Annotated in this window: 13 protein-coding genes and 1 pseudogene; 4 read left to right on the top strand and 10 right to left on the bottom strand. The window is 72.0% G+C overall.

Annotated features, from left to right (window positions below; all coding sequences use genetic code 11):
- Positions 1 to 2: 2 nt before the first annotated feature.
- The 3 genes from ODJ79_RS29300 to ODJ79_RS29290 are packed head-to-tail and all read left to right on the top strand — an operon-like array spanning position 3 to position 3404.
- Complete coding sequence (locus ODJ79_RS29300; protein ID WP_263026833.1) at positions 3 to 248, top strand: sarcosine oxidase subunit delta; 246 nt, start codon at positions 3 to 5, stop codon at positions 246 to 248.
- A complete protein-coding gene (locus ODJ79_RS29295) occupies positions 245 to 2878 on the top strand; it encodes a 2Fe-2S iron-sulfur cluster-binding protein (protein WP_263026832.1) in 2634 nt (877 codons plus the stop codon). Before ODJ79_RS29300 ends, ODJ79_RS29295 begins: the two co-directional genes overlap by 4 nt.
- Positions 2871 to 3404, top strand: a complete 534-nt coding sequence (locus tag ODJ79_RS29290; protein WP_263026831.1) for a sarcosine oxidase subunit gamma — start codon at positions 2871 to 2873, stop codon at positions 3402 to 3404. Before ODJ79_RS29295 ends, ODJ79_RS29290 begins: the two co-directional genes overlap by 8 nt.
- A gap of 3 nt (positions 3405 to 3407) precedes the next feature.
- Here ODJ79_RS29290 and ODJ79_RS29285 read toward each other — a convergent pair whose 3' ends face one another.
- From ODJ79_RS29285 to ODJ79_RS29250, 8 genes are read right to left on the bottom strand one after another with little or no spacing between them, the layout of a single operon-like run.
- Positions 3408 to 4958, bottom strand: a complete 1551-nt coding sequence (locus ODJ79_RS29285) for a M4 family metallopeptidase (RefSeq protein ID WP_263026830.1) — start codon at positions 4956 to 4958, stop codon at positions 3408 to 3410.
- 57 nt (positions 4959 to 5015) lie between these two features.
- On the bottom strand, positions 5016 to 6233 hold the full coding sequence (locus ODJ79_RS29280) for a cytochrome P450 (RefSeq protein WP_263026829.1): 1218 nt from the start codon (positions 6231 to 6233) through the stop codon (positions 5016 to 5018).
- Positions 6234 to 6268: 35 nt separating this feature from the next.
- Positions 6269 to 7111 (bottom strand): SDR family oxidoreductase, encoded by an 843-nt coding sequence (locus ODJ79_RS29275; protein ID WP_263026828.1) that lies wholly within the window; start codon positions 7109 to 7111, stop codon positions 6269 to 6271.
- A gap of 2 nt (positions 7112 to 7113) precedes the next feature.
- Positions 7114 to 8607 (bottom strand): class I adenylate-forming enzyme family protein, encoded by a 1494-nt coding sequence (locus ODJ79_RS29270; RefSeq protein ID WP_263026827.1) that lies wholly within the window; start codon positions 8605 to 8607, stop codon positions 7114 to 7116.
- On the bottom strand, positions 8604 to 9638 hold the full coding sequence (locus tag ODJ79_RS29265) for an acyl-CoA dehydrogenase family protein (RefSeq protein WP_263026826.1): 1035 nt from the start codon (positions 9636 to 9638) through the stop codon (positions 8604 to 8606). The genes ODJ79_RS29270 and ODJ79_RS29265 overlap by 4 nt, the downstream gene beginning before the upstream one ends.
- Positions 9628 to 10812: an acyl-CoA dehydrogenase family protein gene (locus ODJ79_RS29260; protein WP_263026825.1), complete on the bottom strand. Its 1185-nt coding sequence runs from the start codon at positions 10810 to 10812 to the stop codon at positions 9628 to 9630. Before ODJ79_RS29260 ends, ODJ79_RS29265 begins: the two co-directional genes overlap by 11 nt.
- Before the next feature lie 10 nt (positions 10813 to 10822).
- The gene (locus tag ODJ79_RS29255; protein ID WP_263026824.1) at positions 10823 to 12406 is read right to left on the bottom strand and encodes a succinic semialdehyde dehydrogenase; all 1584 of its coding nucleotides are present in this window, start codon (positions 12404 to 12406) and stop codon (positions 10823 to 10825) included.
- 9 nt (positions 12407 to 12415) lie between these two features.
- Positions 12416 to 13744, bottom strand: coding sequence for a cytochrome P450 (locus tag ODJ79_RS29250; RefSeq protein WP_263026823.1), 1329 nt, complete (start codon positions 13742 to 13744; stop codon positions 12416 to 12418).
- Positions 13745 to 13841: 97 nt separating this feature from the next.
- Here ODJ79_RS29250 and ODJ79_RS29245 point away from each other — a divergent pair, with 97 nt between their 5' ends.
- Positions 13842 to 14453, top strand: coding sequence for a TetR/AcrR family transcriptional regulator (locus tag ODJ79_RS29245; RefSeq protein ID WP_263026822.1), 612 nt, complete (start codon positions 13842 to 13844; stop codon positions 14451 to 14453).
- Positions 14454 to 14476: 23 nt separating this feature from the next.
- Here ODJ79_RS29245 and ODJ79_RS29240 read toward each other — a convergent pair whose 3' ends face one another.
- Both ODJ79_RS29240 and ODJ79_RS47240 read right to left on the bottom strand, forming a co-directional pair.
- On the bottom strand, positions 14477 to 14929 hold the full coding sequence (locus ODJ79_RS29240) for a hypothetical protein (protein ID WP_263026821.1): 453 nt from the start codon (positions 14927 to 14929) through the stop codon (positions 14477 to 14479).
- Positions 14930 to 17181: 2252 nt separating this feature from the next.
- Positions 17182 to 17652, bottom strand: a pseudogene (locus tag ODJ79_RS47240) (cellulose-binding domain-containing protein); the annotation flags it as partial.
- Positions 17653 to 17817 lie beyond the last annotated feature (165 nt).

The raw sequence follows: 17817 nt of genomic DNA, 5'->3' as shown, positions 1-17817 counted from the left end.
CAATGATGCTCATCCCCTGCCCCTGGTGCGGTCCCCGGGACGAGTCCGAGTTCCACTACGGCGGGCAGGCCGGCGTGGCCTACCCCGCCGATCCCGGCGCGCTCTCCGACGCCGAGTGGGCCCGGTACCTGTTCTTCCGGGACAACCCGAAGGGCCCGTTCGCCGAGCGGTGGAGTCACCGTGCGGGCTGCCGCCGCTGGTTCACCCTGGTGCGCGACACCGTGACCAACCAGATCGTCGCCTCATGACCGGCCAGGAGTTCCGGACGGCCGCGGGCGGGCTGGTCGATCGCAGCCGGGTGCTGCGCTTCCGGTTCGACGGGCAGGACTACGAGGGGTACGCGGGGGACACCCTGGCCTCGGCGCTGCTGGCCAACGGCGTGCACCGGACCGGGACCAGCATCCGGCTCGGCCGGCCACGGGGCATCTTCGCGGCCGGCGTGGAGGAGCCGAACGCGCTGGTGCAGATCGAGGAGCCGTTCCCGGAGCCGATGCTGCCGGCCACGGTCGTCGAGCTCTACGACGGGCTGGTCGCCCGTGGACTGAGCGGCCGGGGCCGGTTGGCCGCCGAGCCCGACCCGGCCCGCTACGACACCAGGCACGCGCACTGCGACGTTCTCGTCGTCGGCGCCGGCCCGGCCGGGCTGGCCGAGGCCTCGTCGGCCGCGTCCGCCGGCGCCCGCGTCATCCTCGTCGACGAGCGGCCGCCGCTGGGCGTGCCCGACCTCGACCCCGCGGTGCACTTCCTCAGCCGTACCACCGCCTTCGGTTATTACGACGACAACTACGTCGTCGCGGTCGAGCGACGCACCAACCACCTCGGCCGGTCCGCGCCGGCGCACCTGTCCCGGGAGCGGATCTGGCGTATTCGCGCCCGGGAGGTCGTGCTCGCCACCGGCGCCCACGAGCGCTCGCTGGCGTTCGCCGACAACGACCGGCCCGGCGTCATGCTGGCCGGGGCCGCCCGCACCTACGTCAACCGGTACGGCGTCCGTCCGGGCCGGCGCGCGGTCGTGATGACCACCAACGACAGCGCGTACGCCGCCGCGCTGGACCTGCACGCGGCCGGCGTGGAGATCGCGGCGGTCGCCGACCTGCGGCCCGGGGGCAGCCCGGCGTGGGCTCAACGCTGTGCCGAACGCGGGATCGAGATTTTGAACGGCTATGCCGTTTCCCGGGTGCTGGGGGAGGAACGGGTTTCCTCGGTGACCCTCACCCGCCTTGAGACCGCTCAGCATCTCGAGGCGGATCTCTTGCTGGTGTCGGGCGGCTGGAACCCCGTGGTCGCGCTGTACAGCCAGGCCGGCGGGACGCTCGCCTACGACGAGGACCGGGGCGCCTTCCGCCCGGCCGGGGACTGCCGGCAGAACGTGCGGGTCGTCGAGCCGCCGGCGACGCCCGGCATCACCGTCTGGACGCTGCCGGGGGCCGACTACGCCACCCACTTCGTCGACCTGCAGCGGGACGTGACCGTCGCCGACATCGAGCGGGCCACCGGCACCGGCATGCGCTCGGTCGAGCACGTCAAGCGGTACACCACCGCGGGCACCGCGCACGACCAGGGCAAGACCTCCGGCACGCTGACCAGCGGCGTGGTCGCGGGCCTGCTCGGCGTCGAGGTGGGTGAGCTGGGCACGACCACGTTCCGGCCGCCGTACGCGCCGGTCAGCTTCGCCGCGCTGGCCGGCCGCGACCGGGGCATGCGCTACGACCCGGTGCGGGTGACCGCCCTGCACGAGTGGCACGTCGCGCAGGGCGCGCCGTTCGAGAACGTCGGCCAGTGGAAACGGCCGTGGTACTACCCGCGCGACGGCGAGGACATGCACACCGCGGTGCTCCGCGAGTGCCGGGCCGCCCGCGAGGGCGTGGCGATGATGGACGCCTCCACCCTCGGCAAGATCGAAGTGGGTGGGCCGGACGCGGCCGTGCTGCTCGACCGCCTGTACACGAACATGATGAGCACGCTCGAGGTCGGCTTCATCCGGTACGGCGTGATGTGCCGGCCGGACGGGATGGTGCTCGACGACGGGACGGTCAGCCGGCTCGCCGAGGACCGGTTCCTGGTGACCACGACGACCGGCAACGCCGCCGCGGTGCTGGACTGGATGGAGGAGTGGCTGCAGACCGAGTGGCCGGAGCTGCGCGTGCACTGCACCTCGGTGACCGAGCAGTGGGCCACCGCCGCGGTGGTCGGGCCGCGCTCCCGGGACGTGGTTGCCGCGCTCGCCCCCGGCCTCGACGTGAGCCGGGCCGGCTTCGGGTTCATGACCTGGCGGGACACCGACATCGCCGGCCTTCCCGGCCGAATCTGCCGGATCAGCTTCTCCGGCGAGCTGGCCTACGAGCTGAACGTGAGCTGGTGGGACGCGGTGGCGCTGTGGGAGGCGGTGCTCGCCGCGGGCGCCGGGCACGGCATCACGCCGTACGGGACGGAGACCATGCACGTGCTCCGCGCCGAGAAGGGATACCCGATCATCGGGCAGGACACCGACGGGACGGTCACCCCGTACGACCTCGGTCTGGGGTGGGCGGTCTCGAAGAAGAAGGCCGACTTCATCGGCAAGCGTTCGTTCACCCGGGCGGACACCGCCCGGAGCGACCGCAAGCAGCTGGTCGGCCTGCTCCCCGACGACGGGCGGACCCTGCTGCCCGAGGGTGCCCACCTCGTGGTGGCGCCGTCGTCGCTGCCGGCGCTGGGGCATGTGACGTCCTCGTACCACAGCGCCGCGCTGGGCCGCCCGTTCGCGCTCGCGCTGATCCGGAATGGCCGGGACCGGATCGGTGAGCGGGTCTACGCGCCGCTCGGCGACGACCTGGTGCCGGTGACGATCACCGGCGCCGTTCTCTACGACCCGGAGGGGGCGCGGCGCGATGGCTGAGCGGAGATCCCCGTTGGCCGGCCTCGCCGAGGTGACCGGCCCGATCACGATGGCCGAGGTGCCGTTCCTCACCCAGCTCGCCCTGCGAGTGAGCCCGGACGCCGCGGCCGGCCTCCCGTTGCCGTCCCGGCCGTGCACGAGTGCTCGATGGGACGACGCCGACCTCCTCTGGCTCGGCCCCGACGAGTGGCTCGTCGTCGGGCCGCCCGGCGCCGAGCAGCGGCTGACCGGGCGGCTGCGGGCCGCGGTGGGCGCCGAGCACGCGTCCGTCGTGGACGTCTCCGCTCAGCGCACCACCCTGGACCTCGGCGGCCCCGCGGTCCGCGACCTGCTGGCCGGGGGGTGCGCCATCGACCTGCACCCGAGCGTGTTCGCGCCCGGCGACTGCGTGCAGACCGAGCTCGCGCACGCGCCGGTGGTGCTGCTCCGGCGCGACCCGGGCTTCCGGGTGCTCGTCCGGGCCTCCTACGCGGCCCACCTGGCCGACTGGTTGCGGGACGCGTGCATCGAGTACACCACCGGCTGAGCCCTACCCGTTACAGGTCGGCTCGCCGTTCTGGGGCGGCACCGCGACCGCGTCCCACGCCGCCTTGACCGTGTCGAACTGGGTGCAGCTGCCCGGGAACAGGGTCTTGGCCGACTGCAGCGTCAGGACCCGGTACTGCGGGTACGACGAGTTCGAGTTCTTCAGCAGCATCGCGCCGTACATGATCTTCATGGCGTTCTCGATGCCGAGGCCGGTCACCGTGCTGTTGTTGCAGGTCGGGCTGGCGCCCTGGCCGTTGCCGCCGGTGCCCTGGGAGACCAGGAAGAACCAGTGGTTGCCCGGGCCGGCGGCGTCGTGCACCTCTTCCCGCGCGGTCTGGTCGGAGAAGCAGTTGTCGCTGCCGAGCGCGGCCGGGTTGCGCATGTCGCGGATCGCCCCGGTGCCGAGCAGGTTGACCTCCTCGCCGACGGTGAAGTCCGGCGGGTCGAGCGGGCTGTTGATGAACGCCTCGGTGGACGCGCCGAAGGTGTCCGCGACGAACTCCGAGGTGTTCCCGCCGGAGATGCCGCCGGGGGTGGTGGCGTCGACCGAGTGACCCAGCTCGTGCCCGACCACGTCGGCCGAGCCGAGGAACTCGCCCTTGACGTTGAAGCCGATCTGCACCTGGGTGCCGTCGAAGAACGCGTTCTCGTCCTGGAGGCCGACGCGCAGCGGGAAGGAGCCGCCCCGGCCGTCCTGGCCGTTGCGGTTCAGCCACTGGGCCAGCATCGCGATCTGCTGCTGCGCCATGAAGAAGGCGTCCACGCAGCCGGTCTCGCGGTTGGTGCCGTCGCCGTTGCCGAACTGGTTGTTGCGGCTGGTGAACGTGCGGTTGTTCGCCGCGTCCTGGCACACCAGCGTCGGCACCTGCGGGTCGCGCATGGAGAACCGCTGGCCCCGCTGGGTGGTCTCGAACTGGACGGCGCCGTAGATGGCGCCCTGCCCGGACGCGGTCGCCTCGGTGACGTGCTCGGTCTTCTTCAGCACGTCGCCGGTCAGGGCGTCGACGAGCACGGTCAGGCGGCTGAGCCCCCGGGCGCCGGTGCCGTTCACGGTGGCCGACCAGGCCAGCCGGGCCGGGCTGGCCAGCGCGTCCACCACCAGCGTGGTCTCCTCCACCCCGGTCACCGTCTTGAGCTGCGCCTTCGCGATCCGGGTGGCCTGGCCGGCGGTCAGCCGCGGGCTCGTCGACAGGTCACCGATCTCGGCGGACTGCGCCACCGAGGTGTAGATCGCCTCGCCGGCGGCGGTCGTCTGCACGACGAAGTCACCGCCCGCAACCGGCACGCCCTTGTAGGACCGGGTGTAGGGGACGTAGTTCAGGTTGTGGTAACTGACCACCTGTTGCTGCTGATAGGCGTCCCACTTGCTGGCACGCAGCAGCTGCGGGCGGCCGGCGACCACTCTCTCGGCCGTCGTCCTCGCCAGCTTGACCGCGTCGACCGGAGCGGTGGGGGTCTGCTGCGCGGAGGCCGAATGGGACAGGATGGCCATCGTCAACGACCCGGCGGTAGCGGTCGCCAGCACGATGATCAGGGGGATTCGTCGGTTCACGGCGGGTGCTCCTTATGGGGACAGCACCCATCAATACGGACCCCGCGGGTCCTCGGATCAAAAGGCGACCGGCAGCGAGCCGAGCCGGTGGCCGATCGGCATGCTGGGCTGCCGGTCCGGTGTCCGATAGGCGGGCCGGAGGTCGGGGCACCGGTCCAGCAGGATCCGCAGGCACTCGTCGGTCTCCATCCGGGCGAGCGCCGCGCCCAGGCAGTAGTAGGTGCCCATGCCGAAGCTGAGGACGCGGCTGCGTTCGCGCCCGATGTCGACGACGTCCGGGTCGGCGAAGACCGCCGGGTCGCGGTTCGCGGCCATCAGCGCGAGATAGACGTGCTTGCCGGCCGGCACCGGGTGGCCGGCCAGGTCGACGGGTTCGGTGGTGACCCGGCCGATGACGCCGACCGGGCCGTCGCAGCGCAGCATCTCCTCGACGGCGAGCGGCATGAGATCGGGATTTTCCCGGAGCCGGGTCATCTGGCCGGGGTTCTCGAAGAGCAGAACCAGGCCGTTGGCGATCAGGTTCGCGGTGGTCTCGTGGCCGGCGAAGAGCAGCAGTACGCAGTTGGCGACCGCCTCGTCCTCGGTGACGACGCCCTCGGCCTCGGCGGCCATGAACGTGCTCAGCACGTCCTCGCCCGGACGCCGGCGCCGTTCGGCGGCGATGACCCGCAGGTAGTCCTCCATCTCGACGATGCTGCGCTGCGCCACGCGCAGTTGCTGGACGTCGCCGTCGCCGAAGACCGGGATGATGTCGCGCGACCACGCCTGCAGTTGCTCGCGGTCGCTGACCGGCATCCCGAGCATCTCGGCGATCACGTTCGCGGGCAGCGGGTACGCCAGGTCGTGGACGACGTCCATCTGCCCTTTCGGGGCGACCGCGCCGAGGAGCTCGTGGGTGAACTCGCGCACCCGCGGCCGCAGCCGGTCGACCATCGCCGGGGTGAAGTAGCGCTTGAGCAGCTTCTGGAAGCGGACGTGGTCGGCCGGGACGGTGTGCCCCATCCACATCTCGATGGATCGGCGGATCGGGGCCAGCTCCTCCTGCTCCGCGGGCGTCAGGCACTGCAGGGTCCGGGACATGTCGGCGGACTCCATCCGCCTGTCCCGCAGCGCCGCGCTGACGTCCGCGTACCGGGTCAGCAGGTAGGCATCGAGCCGGGGCAGCCAGGCGAGGGGACTCTCGGCGCGCACCCGGTGCAGGAACGCGTCCGGACTCGCCATCGCCTCGGGCGTGAACAGATCGTATTCGCGTACGGTCGCGGCTTGCTCGCTCATGGTGGTTGATTCTGACCCAGTCGAGTGATCGACATCTATGTCGGATGCCCGTCCACGGCGCGCCGGGCGCGCTCCTCGTACGCCTGCCGGGCGACCGGGTCGGCCTGGCTCAGGACCTTCCCGGCGTCCGAGAGCCTGTCCAGCGCGGCCGCCACCCGACGCGGCATGGCCTGCGTGACCTTTGTCGGACCCTGCACCCAACGAGGCACCCAGAGCTCGGCGCGCGGCTTCCGCAGGGCAAGTTCGATCACCTTGGCCACGTCCTCGGGGGTGACCGGTTTCACACCCCGCGCCGCCGGGACCCCGGCGGAGAGCTCGGTCTGCACCACGGTCGGCAGGATGAGCGTGACGTCGACGCCGGCCGGGGCCAGCTCGGCCCGCATGGCCTCGCTGAACCCGACCACGGCGAACTTCGAGGCCGAGTAGCTGGCCCCGTTCGCGACCGCGAGGCGTCCCACCGCCGAGGCCACGTTGACGATGTGGCCGTGGCCGCGGTCGACCATCCCGGGCGCCACCGCCTTCGTCCCGTTGATCACCCCGAACACGTTGACGTCGAAGATGGCCCGGGTGAGCTGATCGGGCTCCTTGAGCAGCGAGCCGAGCGGCATGATGCCGGCGTTGTTGACCAGCGCGTCCCACGGGCCCAGGTGGCCGACCTCGGTCAGGAACTCCCGCCACGAGGCCGGATCGGTGACGTCCAGCCGGGCGGCCGTGACCCGGTCACCGAACGGCGCGGCGACCGTGGCCGCCAGGTCGGCGTCGAGGTCGCCGATCGCGACCGAGGCCCCGAGCCGGGCCAGGCGCTCGGCGGTGGCCCGGCCGATGCCCCGTGCGCCACCGGTGACGAGCACGGCCATTCCGGAGATCTTCCGGCTCATCGCTACCTCACCATGTCCCGTACGGCCTTGCGATTGATCTTTCCGACGCTGGTCAGCGGGACCGCGGGCAGCACCGTGACCTCCCGGGGGTATTTGTATTTCGCCATCCGGGCCCGGCAGAACTCGACGAGCTCGGCGCCGCTGACCTCCCGGCCCGGCACGAGCTGCACGACGGCGACCACCTCCTCGCCGTGCTCCTCGTCCGGCCGGCCCACGCAGGCGGCGAGCTGCACCGCCGGGTGTTCGAGCAGCACGTCCTCGACGTCGCGCGGGAAGACGTTGAAGCCGCCCCGGATGATCAGGTCCTTCATCCGGTCCACGATGTACAGGTAGCCGTCCTCGTCGAGATGCCCGATGTCGCCGGTGTGCAGCCATCCGTCCCGCAGGGTTCGCGCGGTCAGGTCGGGATCGTTCCAGTAGCCGTGCATCAGGCCCGGGCCGCGGGCGCAGATCTCGCCGTCCACGCCCGCCGGCACGGCGTTTCCGTCCAGGTCGACGATGGCCACCTCGACCTGCGAAATCGCCTTGCCGACGCTGCCGGGCCGGTGTTCGGTCATGGTCTCCGACGAGATCACCCCGCTGGACTCCGTGCAGCCGTAGCCCTGCAGGACGGTCACGCCGAACGCCTCCTCGGCGGCGACCCGGACCGCGGGCGGGAGGGTCGCGCCACCCGCGCCGAAGTACAGCAGCGAGGACAGGTCGCGGTCGCCGCGCGGCTGGGCGAGCAGCAGTTGCAGCATCGCGGGGACGACCGGGCTGGTCTCCAACCGGTGCTCGGCCACCAGGTCCAGCCAGCCGACCGGGTCGAACCACCGCTGGAGCACCGAGACCCGGCGGCGCTCGGAGTGCAGCTCGGCGATCGAGACGATCAGGCCGTACGCGTGCGACAGCGGCAACGGCAGCAAGGACCGGGTCGCGGCCGACGTCTCGGCGGCCGCGTGCAGGGCGTGGCCGCACTCCCACAGCCCGCGATGGCTGAGCATGACGCCCTTCGCCCGGCCGGTGGTGCCCCCGGTGTAGAGGAGCGCCGCGAGGTCGTCGTCCGCGCGCGGCTCGATCCCGGCCGGCGGACCGGCCTCGAGCTTCGCGTAGTCGTCGCCGATGACGTACCGCCGGATGTCCAGCCCGTCGGCGGCGGCGGAGAACAGCGGGACGAGTTCCGGGCTGATGATCGCCGCGGTGGCGCCGGAATCGGTGAGGATGTGCCGCAGTTCCGGCTCGCTCTGCAGGAAGATCACCGGGGTCGCCACCGCGCCGGCCCGCCAGATCGCCCGGTAGGAGATGAACACCTCGGGGGCGTTCATCGTCATCACGACCACCCGGTCGCCGGGGCGGACCCCGTCCGCGCGTAGTCCGCCGGCGACCCGGGCCGACCGCTCGTGGATCTCGGCCGAGGTCACCCACTTGCCCTCGAAGAGCAGTGACTCGTAGTCGCCGAGGCGCTCGAACGCCCGCTCGGCGAGGACGGCCAGGTTGTGCTCACCAGGATCGCTCATCGCGTCGCCGCCTCCATCGCCAGCCGGGCCACCTCGTCGAAGGCCGCCACGTCGTCGCCGAGGAGGAACCGGTCCACCTTGGCCCGTCGCCAGTACAGATGTGCGTCGTGCTCCCAGGTGAACCCGATGCCGCCGTGCACCTGGATCACCGCCTCGGCCGCGTGCTCGAGGGTGGTGGCCGCCGCGGCCTTGGCGGCGGCCGCGGCCAGGGGCAGCTCCGCGGGCGCGCGGTCGGCGGCCCAGGCGGCCCACCAGACCAGCGAGCGCAGCTGCTCCACCTCGACGTACACGTCGACGAGCAGGTGCTTGACGGCCTGGTACGAGCCGATCAGGCGTCCGAACGCCGGCCGCTGCTTCGCATAGTCGACGCCCATCTCCAGCAGGCGGGCGGCGGCGCCCAGACCCTCGGCGGCGAGGATCGTGCGCCCGACGCGCTCACCTCGCTGCCATAGCTCGGCGGCGTCCGGCGCCAGCACGACGGTCTCGCCCAGGGTGACGTCGCCGAGGCCGCGGGTCGGGTCGATCGGCTCCCGGGCGGTGACCGTGCCCGGCCCGCAGACCAGGGCGCCGCCGCGCCGGGCCAGGAAGGTGTCGGCGCCGATCGCGTCCAGGACCGGGCCGCCGTCGTCGACCACCGCGACGGCCAGGCTGCCGTCCGCGAGGCCGGCCAGCCGGTCCGGGTCGCCGGCCAGGAGCGCGGCCGAGCGGGCGAAGCTCACCAGCGACGGGCCGGCGAGCACCCGCCCGGCCTGCTCGGCCACCACGGCGAGCTGAAGGACACTGCCGCCGCCCCCGCCGGCGCTCTCCGGCACCGTGATCGTCGCAAAACCGCTCTTGACCAGCTCCGCACGCCCCGGCCGGACGGCGGGCTGAGCGGGCGCCGGCCGGGCGGCGTTGCCGGAGCCGCCGGCCGAGGTGGTGCCCTCGTCGAGCGCCGCCCGGGCCGCCGCCGGGGAGGAGGCCGCGGCCGCCAGGAACTCCCGGGCGCCCTCGGCCAGGTCCAGGTGCTCCTGATCCAGGTCAAAGTTCATTGAGGCTCTCCCTGAAGGTGACGCCCTTGTCGGCCCGCGGTTCGGCGGGCAGACCGAGGACCCGCTCGCCGATGATGTTGCGCAGCACCTGGTCGCTGCCGCCGGCGATGGCCATGCCGGGCAGCACCGCCTGCACGGTCTGCCAGGTGTCGTCGCCGTCCCGGGTGGCCGCGACGCGGGCGTCGGCACCGAGCACGCGCACCGCGAGGTCGGCCAGATCGCGCGCCGACCGGGTGCCGCTCAACTTCCCGGCCGACGCCTCCGGCCCGGGCAGCTCGCCGCGGCTGAGCTTGGAGAGCTGGCGGTAACCGGTGTAGCGGGCGCCGAGCGCGGCGACGTACCCGCGGCCCAGCTGCTGACGGGCCAGCACCTGCCGGTCGGCGGAGAGCGCGCCGAGGTGCTCGGCGACGTGCCGGGCCACCGTCTCGGGCTTCGGCCCGATCGAGGTGCCGCCGCCACCGAGCGAGAGTCGCTCGCTCATCAGCGTCGTCAGCGCCACCCGCCAGCCGTCGCCGGCCTCGCCGAGCCGCTCGGCGTCCGGCACCACCACGTCGTCGAAGAACACCTCGTTGAAGTGCGCCTCGCCGTTCATCTGCCGCAGCGGCCGGACGGTGACGCCGGGCGCCTTCAGGTCGACCACGAACATCGTCAGGCCACGGTGTTTGGGAACGTCCGGATCGGTACGGGTGAGCAGGATCCCGTAGTCGGCCAGGTGCGCGAGCGTCGTCCACACCTTCTGCCCGTCGATCCGCCAGTCGCCGTCCGCGCCCCGGACGGCCCGGGTCCGCAGCGCGGCCAGGTCGCTGCCGGCGGACGGCTCGCTGAACAGCTGGCACCAGAGGTCGTCGGCCCGCAGCAGCCGCCGGAGGTAGCGCTCCTTCTGCCGGTCGCTGCCGTGCATGATCACGGTCGGGCCGCACATGCCGATGCCGATCAGGTTGATCAGACGGGGGAGGCCGAGCCGGTCCATCTCCTGGTCGACGATCGCCTGCTGCATCGGGGTGCCACCGCGGCCGCCGGCCTCGACCGGCCAGGTGACGCCGACGAACCCGGCGTCGTACAGGGTGGCCTGCCAGGCCCGCGGGTCCTCGCGCTGCTCGTCCGCGTGCCGCTCCAGGAACGAGCGCACCTCGGCGCGCCAGGCCGCCTCGTCCACGGTGTCGTCGAAGTCCATAACGGTCCCTTCACCGGATCCCGAGCCGCCGCAGCAGCCGTAGTTGCCTGTTGCCCAGCGCCACAAAGGACTCCACCGGCCGGTGCGGCGGCGGTCCGACCGGGCCGAGACGGGAGACGGCCACGGTCTGCGCGTCGGTGTACTTGCGAATGCCCTCGGCACCGTGCCGGCGGCCCAGACCGCTGTCGCCACGCCCACCCATCGGCGCCTCCACCGTGCCGATGGCGAGGCCGGCCCCGTCGTTGATGTTGACCGCGCGGGCCCGGATCCGGCGGGCCATCGCCTGCGCCGTGGCGGTGTCCCGGCTGAAGATGCCGGCGGACAGGCCGTGGCGGCCGCGGTTGGCGGCGGCGATCGCGGCCGCGTCGTCGGTCACCCGGTGCAGCGCGACGACGGGCCCGAAGGTCTCGCCGAGGCAGACGTCCATGTCGTCGGTGACGTCGGCCAGGACGGTCGGCTGGTAGGCGTACGGGCCGATGTCGGGCCGGGCCCGGCCGCCGGCCAGCACGGTGGCGCCCTTCGCGACCGCGTCCCGCACGTGCGCGCTGACCCTGTCCAGCTGGGCCTGCCCGGCCAGCGGGCCGACGTCGTAGCCGAAGCCGAGGCCCTGGCCCAGCCGTTGCGCGCTGGTGGCGGCCAGCAGCGCCGCGGTGAAGGCGTCGTACACGTCCACGTGCACGATCACGCGTTCGATGTGGATGCACATCTGGCCGCTGTTGGCGAAGGCGGCGTCGGCGGTGCCACGGGCCGCAAGATCAAGGTCGGCGTCCGCCCGTACGATCAAGGGGTTCTTGCCGCCCAGTTCGAGTGAGGCTCCGATCAGGCGACGCCCGGCGCGCTCGGCCACCACCCGGCCGGTTTCGGTGGAGCCGGTGAAGCAGAGGTAGTCGACGTTGTCGACGACGGCCGCGCCGATCGTCGGCCCGTCGCCGGAGACGACCTGCCAGACGTTCTCCGGCAGCCCCGCCTCGGCCAGCAGGGCCCGGGCCCACAGCAGGGTGAGCGGCGTCTGCTCGTCCGCCTTGCTGACGGCGGCGTTCCCGGCGAGCAGCGCCGGGATCAGGTCGCCGACGCCGAGGAAGAGCGGGTAGTTCCACGGCGACACGATCCCGACGACGCCCTTGGGGATGCGCAGCTCCCGGGCCCGGGTGACCACCGGGATCGCCGGGCGGACGGACCGGTCCTCGAGGTAGGTCTGCCCGTGCCGGGCGTAGTGGCGGGCCACCGTGCCCAGCAGCAGGACCTCCTGCCAGGCGTGGAAGCGGGCCTTGCCCATCTCCCACTGGATCAGGTCGAGCACCTCGTCCTGCCGCTCGACGAGCAGGTCGTGGAAGCGGAGCACGACCTGCGCGCGGGCGCCGTACGACAGGCCGGCCCACGGCTCCTGCGCCGCGCGGGCCCGGGCGGCCGCGGCTTCGACGTCGTCCGGCGTGCCGGCCGGGACTCCGACGGTCGGCAGGGCGTCGTACGGCGCGATCGCCGTGGTCGTGCCGGCGCCGCCGGAGGCGGGAACGGCGACCCAGCGCCGCAGCGAGGCGAGCCGGGCGTCGGTCAGCCAGGCCGGGCGGTGGGCGCTGACCGGTCCGGTGACCATGCTCGGCCCTCAGTTCCGGACCAGGACGATCGGCTGACCGTCCTTGGGGAACGGCAGCGAGTGGTTGTCCAGCGGCGGTACGTACCCGGGGTCGACGCTCCAGTGGTACCCGCGCAGCAGCCGGTGCATGATCGCCTTGACCTCGAGGCCGGCGAAGTGGAGCCCGATGCACTTGTGCACGCCGCCGCCGAACGGCTCCCAGGCGAACCGGTGCGAGCGGTCCTCGCGGCGCTCGGGCCCGAAGCGTTCCGGGTCGAAGACCATCGGGTTGGTCCAGTACTCCTCCATCAGGTGGGTGAACTGGATGCCGAGCGAGCAGAAGGTGTCGGCCGGGATGCGGACGCCCTGCACGACGGTGTCCTTGACGGTGTACCGGACCAGCACCGGCACCGGCGCCCGCAGGCGCAGCGCCTCGCGCATGACCAGGTCGATCGAGACGAGCGACTCGAGCTCGGCCCGCTCGGGGGCCGGCCCGAGGGCCATCGACTCGGCCCGGCAGCGTTCCTGCCATGCCGGGTGCTGGCCGAGGTAGTGCAGCATCGTCGAGGTGGTGATGGTCGACGTGTCGTGCGCCGCCATCATCAGGAAGATCATGTGGTTGATGACGTCGTCGTCGGTGAAGCGGGCGCCGTCCTCGGTCTCGATGTGACAGAGCACCGAGAAGATGTCGTCGGTCACCGTTGCCCGCTTGGCCGGTAGGTATCCGCGGAGGAAGCTCTCCAGCACCTTGCGGGCGCGGTAGGCCCGGCCCCAGCGGGTGAGCGGCACGTCGGCCCGGACGATCCCCGCCGCGGCCTGCACGCAGGTGATGAACGCCTGGTTGACCCGGTCCATCTCGGCCTTGCCGGTGTCCCGGGCGCCGCCCATGAACAGGTCGGCCGCGATGTCGAGGGTGAGCTGCTTGAGACGCCAGTGCGCCCGGAGCTCCCGGCCCGCCGGCCAGCTCGCCAGGCCGCGCTCGATGGCCGGGTGCAGCCGCCGGGTGTAGCCGTCCAGCCGGGGCCGGGTGAACGCCTCCTGCATGATCAGCCGATGGTCGTGGTGGTCGTCGAAGTCGATGAGCATCAGTCCACGGTGGAAGAACGGGCCGACCAGCTGCGACCAGGCCGGCTCGTTGGCGAACGCCTTGTCCCGGTTCTGCAGCGCCTCGCCGCAGGCGTCCGGGCCGAGCAGCATCGCCGTGTCCTTGCCGAGCATGCGCGACGGTGCGACTGGGCCGTAGTGCTCCCAATGCCGCCGGTAGAGCCCGATCGGGTCGCGCTGGTAGGCGAGCAGCTGGCCGATCCAGGGCAGGCCACGGTCCTCGCGGCGCTGGACCGGGAGGGGTCTGGTTTCCAAGGCGCTGACCGTCATGGCTCACCTCGCTCCCGCTCAGCGTTATTCGGGAAGGGCCTCCTGTCAACCTTCCCGTCGGGCATGTGGCATCGTGGGCCTCATGGCGGTGCAGTCCGGGATCTACAAGGGCGTCAGCGCCGCCGACCGGGCGGCCGAGCGGCGCTCCCGGCTGCTCGCCGCCGGCCTCACGGTCTGGGCCGACCCGGCGACGCGAACGACGATGACCGCCGTCTGCGCCGAGGCGGGCCTGAGCGAGCGCTACTTCTACGAGAGCTTCGCCGGGCTGGACGCGCTGCTCGAGGCGGTCATGGACGAGATCGGCGCCGAGATCGAGCAGACCAGCCGCGCGGCCGCCGAGGCCGCCGGCGACGACCCGGCGGCCCGGGTGCACGCCTCGGTGCGGGCGTTCATGCAGCTGCTGCTCGACGACCCGCGGAAGGGCCGGGTCGCCATCGTGGAGTCGGTGGCCGTGCCGGCCCTGCGGCGGCGGCGCACCGAGCTGCTGCGCCACCTCGCCCACCAGTCGGCGGTCGAGTCGCGCAAGCTCCTCGGCTCGCCCGGCCGCAGCGCGAACGAGGACGAGATCGGCGGCATGCTCTTCATCGGCGGCATGGCCGAGCTGATCACCGCCTGGCTGGACGGCACGCTCGCGGCCTCGACGGACGAGATTGTCGAGGCCGCGTCGCGGGCGCTACTGGGTATCTACCGCTGAAATCACGGTATCCACCGCTGAAGTCACGCCGCCGAGCAGGCCGCGGTCAGCTCCTTGACGGCGGCGTCCAGCTTCGCCGTGCTGGGCTTGGCGTTGCCGGACTTGTTGGTCTCCTCGGCCAGGTCCGCCATGATCTTCTGCACCTTGTCGGCGGCGGCGCCGACCGTGTCGTTCGCGCCGATGGAATGCGCGATGACGGCGGCCGAGCCGGCGAACCACTGGGCGCTGACCGCGATGTGCCCGGCCGGCGGCCCGATCTTCTGGGCCTTGGCAATCTTGGTGGCGTTGTCCTTGAGGTCCTGCTTGATGTCGGCGCAGGCCTTCGTGGTGGCCGCGTCGTTCGCCGGGGCGGCGCTCGTGGCCGTGGTGGCCGCGGGCGCCGCCTTGGTTGCGGATGGTGCCGAGCCGGGTTGCGGGTCGCAGCCGGCCAGCGCCGCGACCGCAACTCCCAAAAGGACGATCCGAGTCCGGTACATCGATGTCTCCCCCATGATCAGAATGTCGGAGGCGCACGATACCAACCGGGCTCACCCCCCGGTCAGGACGCCAGGGTCACCGCGATCGTGGTGGCGCCCGAGCCGGCCGTCACCGTGTGGGTGGTCGCGTCGTAGCTGCCACCGGTGACCGACGAGACACCGACGCTCAGGAAGATCGGCAGCTGGATCTGGACGCCGCCGGGGACGCTGCCCGACAGGGTCACCGTGACGACCCGGCCGGTGCCCGGCTTGGTCACCTGGATCGACACTCCGTACGTCGACCGGGCGCCGGAGGTGACGTTGTAGGTGTTGGTCAGGTTGGCCACCGCGATCGTCTGACCGGCCGTGATCCAGCCGTTCGGCACGCCGCGACCCACGTGGACCGTCCCGTTCAGCGCCCGGGCCGCGATCGACTGCAGCAGGCCCTGCTGCTGGGCCGAGATCGGCCACCCGTACGGGCAGGCGCCGAACTGAGGGCCGGCGTGGCTGCCGATCCACGGGTTGGCCGAGCTCGGGCCGCTGCCGTTCGCCTCCCACCACGCGTTCGGGCCGCCGGTGGTGGTCTTGATCTGCCAGGCGTAGCTGGTGATCGGCAGGTCGCGGTAGTTGTTCGAGAACAGGCCGTCCGACGCGTACGCGGTGTTGTACGCGGTCGAGTAGCCGTTGAACGCGCCGAACGTCGGGTACGGCAGGCCGTTCGAGGAGAGCCGGGCGAAGCCCCACGCGTACATCCGGTCGATCTGGCCGGGATCGCCCATGATGCCGGTCAGGCTTCCGCCGGCCAGCATGGTCGACCACTGGTTCTGCCCGACCCAGCCCGGGGAGGCCCAGTTGGCGTCGTTGTAGGTGGCACACCGGTTGGCGGTGTTCGGCTTGTCCACCTCGCACGGCAGGTAGCTGAAGCCGTTCGTGCTCTGGTTGCGCCCGACCACCGTGTTCAGGGCGGACAGCAGGCTGTTGTACGCGGTGTCCGCCCAGGTCGCCTCCGCGCTCTCGCCGATCCGGCCGGCGATGTAGCGGTACGAGGCCAGCATCTGCAACGCCGAGAAGTTGCTGAACAGCCAGCGCCCGGTGGAGTCGTTGTCGAAGTTGGTCGCCAGGGTGCCGTCGGACGCCAGCTGGACGGGGTATCGGTTGCGCGCGATGGTGTAGAGGCTCGGCCCCCACGCGCTGCTGCCGGTGGCGTCGTCGTGGAAGAACTGGCTGACGAACGCGGTGTCGCCGGTCTGGGCCAGGTATTGCGCCCACGCGCCCATCGTCTTCCAGACGCCGTCCCAGTACCAGTTCGCGCCGACCTCGTCGAAGTTCGTCGCCTCCGAGATGCGGGCGGTGAGCAACAGGTTCTGCGCGTCGTGGAAGTCGCCGGTCTCGAACTTCGCGGTCAACTCGCCCGGCACGTCGTGGTTGAGCAGCCAGGCGTAGTTGTTCGCGGCGCTGAACTCGGCCATCCCGACCTGCATCATCAGGTTGTAGATGGTGCCGGCCCGGTAGGCGTTGACCATGGCGGTGCCCGGGTTGGCCAGGCCTCCGGTGTTCGGCAGCGCGACGTCCGGCAGCGTGAAGCTGTTGGTCTCGGCCAGGCGGCCGTTCCAATACGAGACCATCCGGCTGTACGCGGTGTCGTATGCCGGCGCGCCCGCCTGCAGCGTGCTCCCGGTCGGCAGGGCGGCGCCCGTACCGAAGTTGTCGATCGCCACGACGAAGTCGTGGTTGCTCGTCGCGCCCGGCGCGACGGTGTCGAGCGAGGAGCTCGTCAGGCGCAGGAGATTCGGGCCGCTCCCGCCGGGCGGCACGGTGACCGGCGACGAGCCGTTGTTGGTGATCGAGACCCGGGCGTAGACCAGCACGAACGGGTTGCCGCCGATGGTCACCTCGTCGGCGAAGTCCTTGATGGCGATGCCGACGGTCCCGGAGGTGCGGGTGGTCTTCATGGCCGGCAGGTAGCCCGCGTCCTGGGTCCACTGCACCGACTGCGCGCCGGGGTTACCGCCGTACGTGTAGGCGCTGAACGAATACATGGCGCCGCAGATCGTCGTGCCGCCGGCGTTGTACGTGCTGTTCACACCCCGGGCGAAGAACGAGCCGGAGAGATACTCGAAGGCCGGCCAGTAGTTGCCGTCCCAGCCGATCGCGGTCTGGTTCGAGTAGCCCTGCCCGTACGGGTCGGACGGGGTCTTGAAGTTGGTGCCGTACGAGCGGGGCAGGCTCGCGTTGTGACAGCCGTTCGGCGCCACGGCCGGCAGGCCCTGATAGGAGCCGCTCGCCGGGGGCGGCGTCGTCGGCGCGGTGGTCGGCGTCGTTGTCGGCGTTGTCGGCATCGTCGTCGGGGGAGTGGTGGTCGTGCTGCCGGTGCAGGCGACGCCGTTGAGGGCGAAGGCGGTCGGCACCGGGTTCGACCCGGTCCAGGCGCCGTTGAAGCCGAACGAGGTGCTCGCCCCGGTGGCCAGCGCCGCGTTGTAGCCCATGCTGACCGCGGTGACCGCCGCGCCGGACTGCGTCACGGTGGCGTTCCAGGCCTGGGTGACGGTCTGCCCGGCGCCGAACGACCACCGCAGGGTCCACCCGCTGATCGGGTCGCCGAGGTTGGTGACCGTCACGGAGGCGCCGAAGCCGCCCTGCCACTGCGAGCTGACCGCGTACGCCACCTGGCAGCCGGCCGCGGCGGCGTGGGCGGTCATCGTCGTGGCCGCGAGGGTCGTGCCGAGCCCGGCCGCGAGCAGCATCGCCAGTACGCGCCGTCTCTTCGCCATGTCGATCCCCTCCCGAAATCCTTTTCGGAAAGGTACCTCACATCTATGATCATCAATAGAGTGGTTGAGCCGCAAATAGCGATCGGGCGGCATCGCCGTGTTGCGCGAAGCCGCCCGATTGCCGAAAACTTTCGGTCA

This window comes from Actinoplanes sp. KI2 (genome assembly GCF_025630775.1).
Lineage (GTDB): Bacteria > Actinomycetota > Actinomycetes > Mycobacteriales > Micromonosporaceae > Actinoplanes.
Note: the sequence above shows the minus strand (reverse complement) of the source record. Positions and strands in the feature narration are given on the sequence as shown.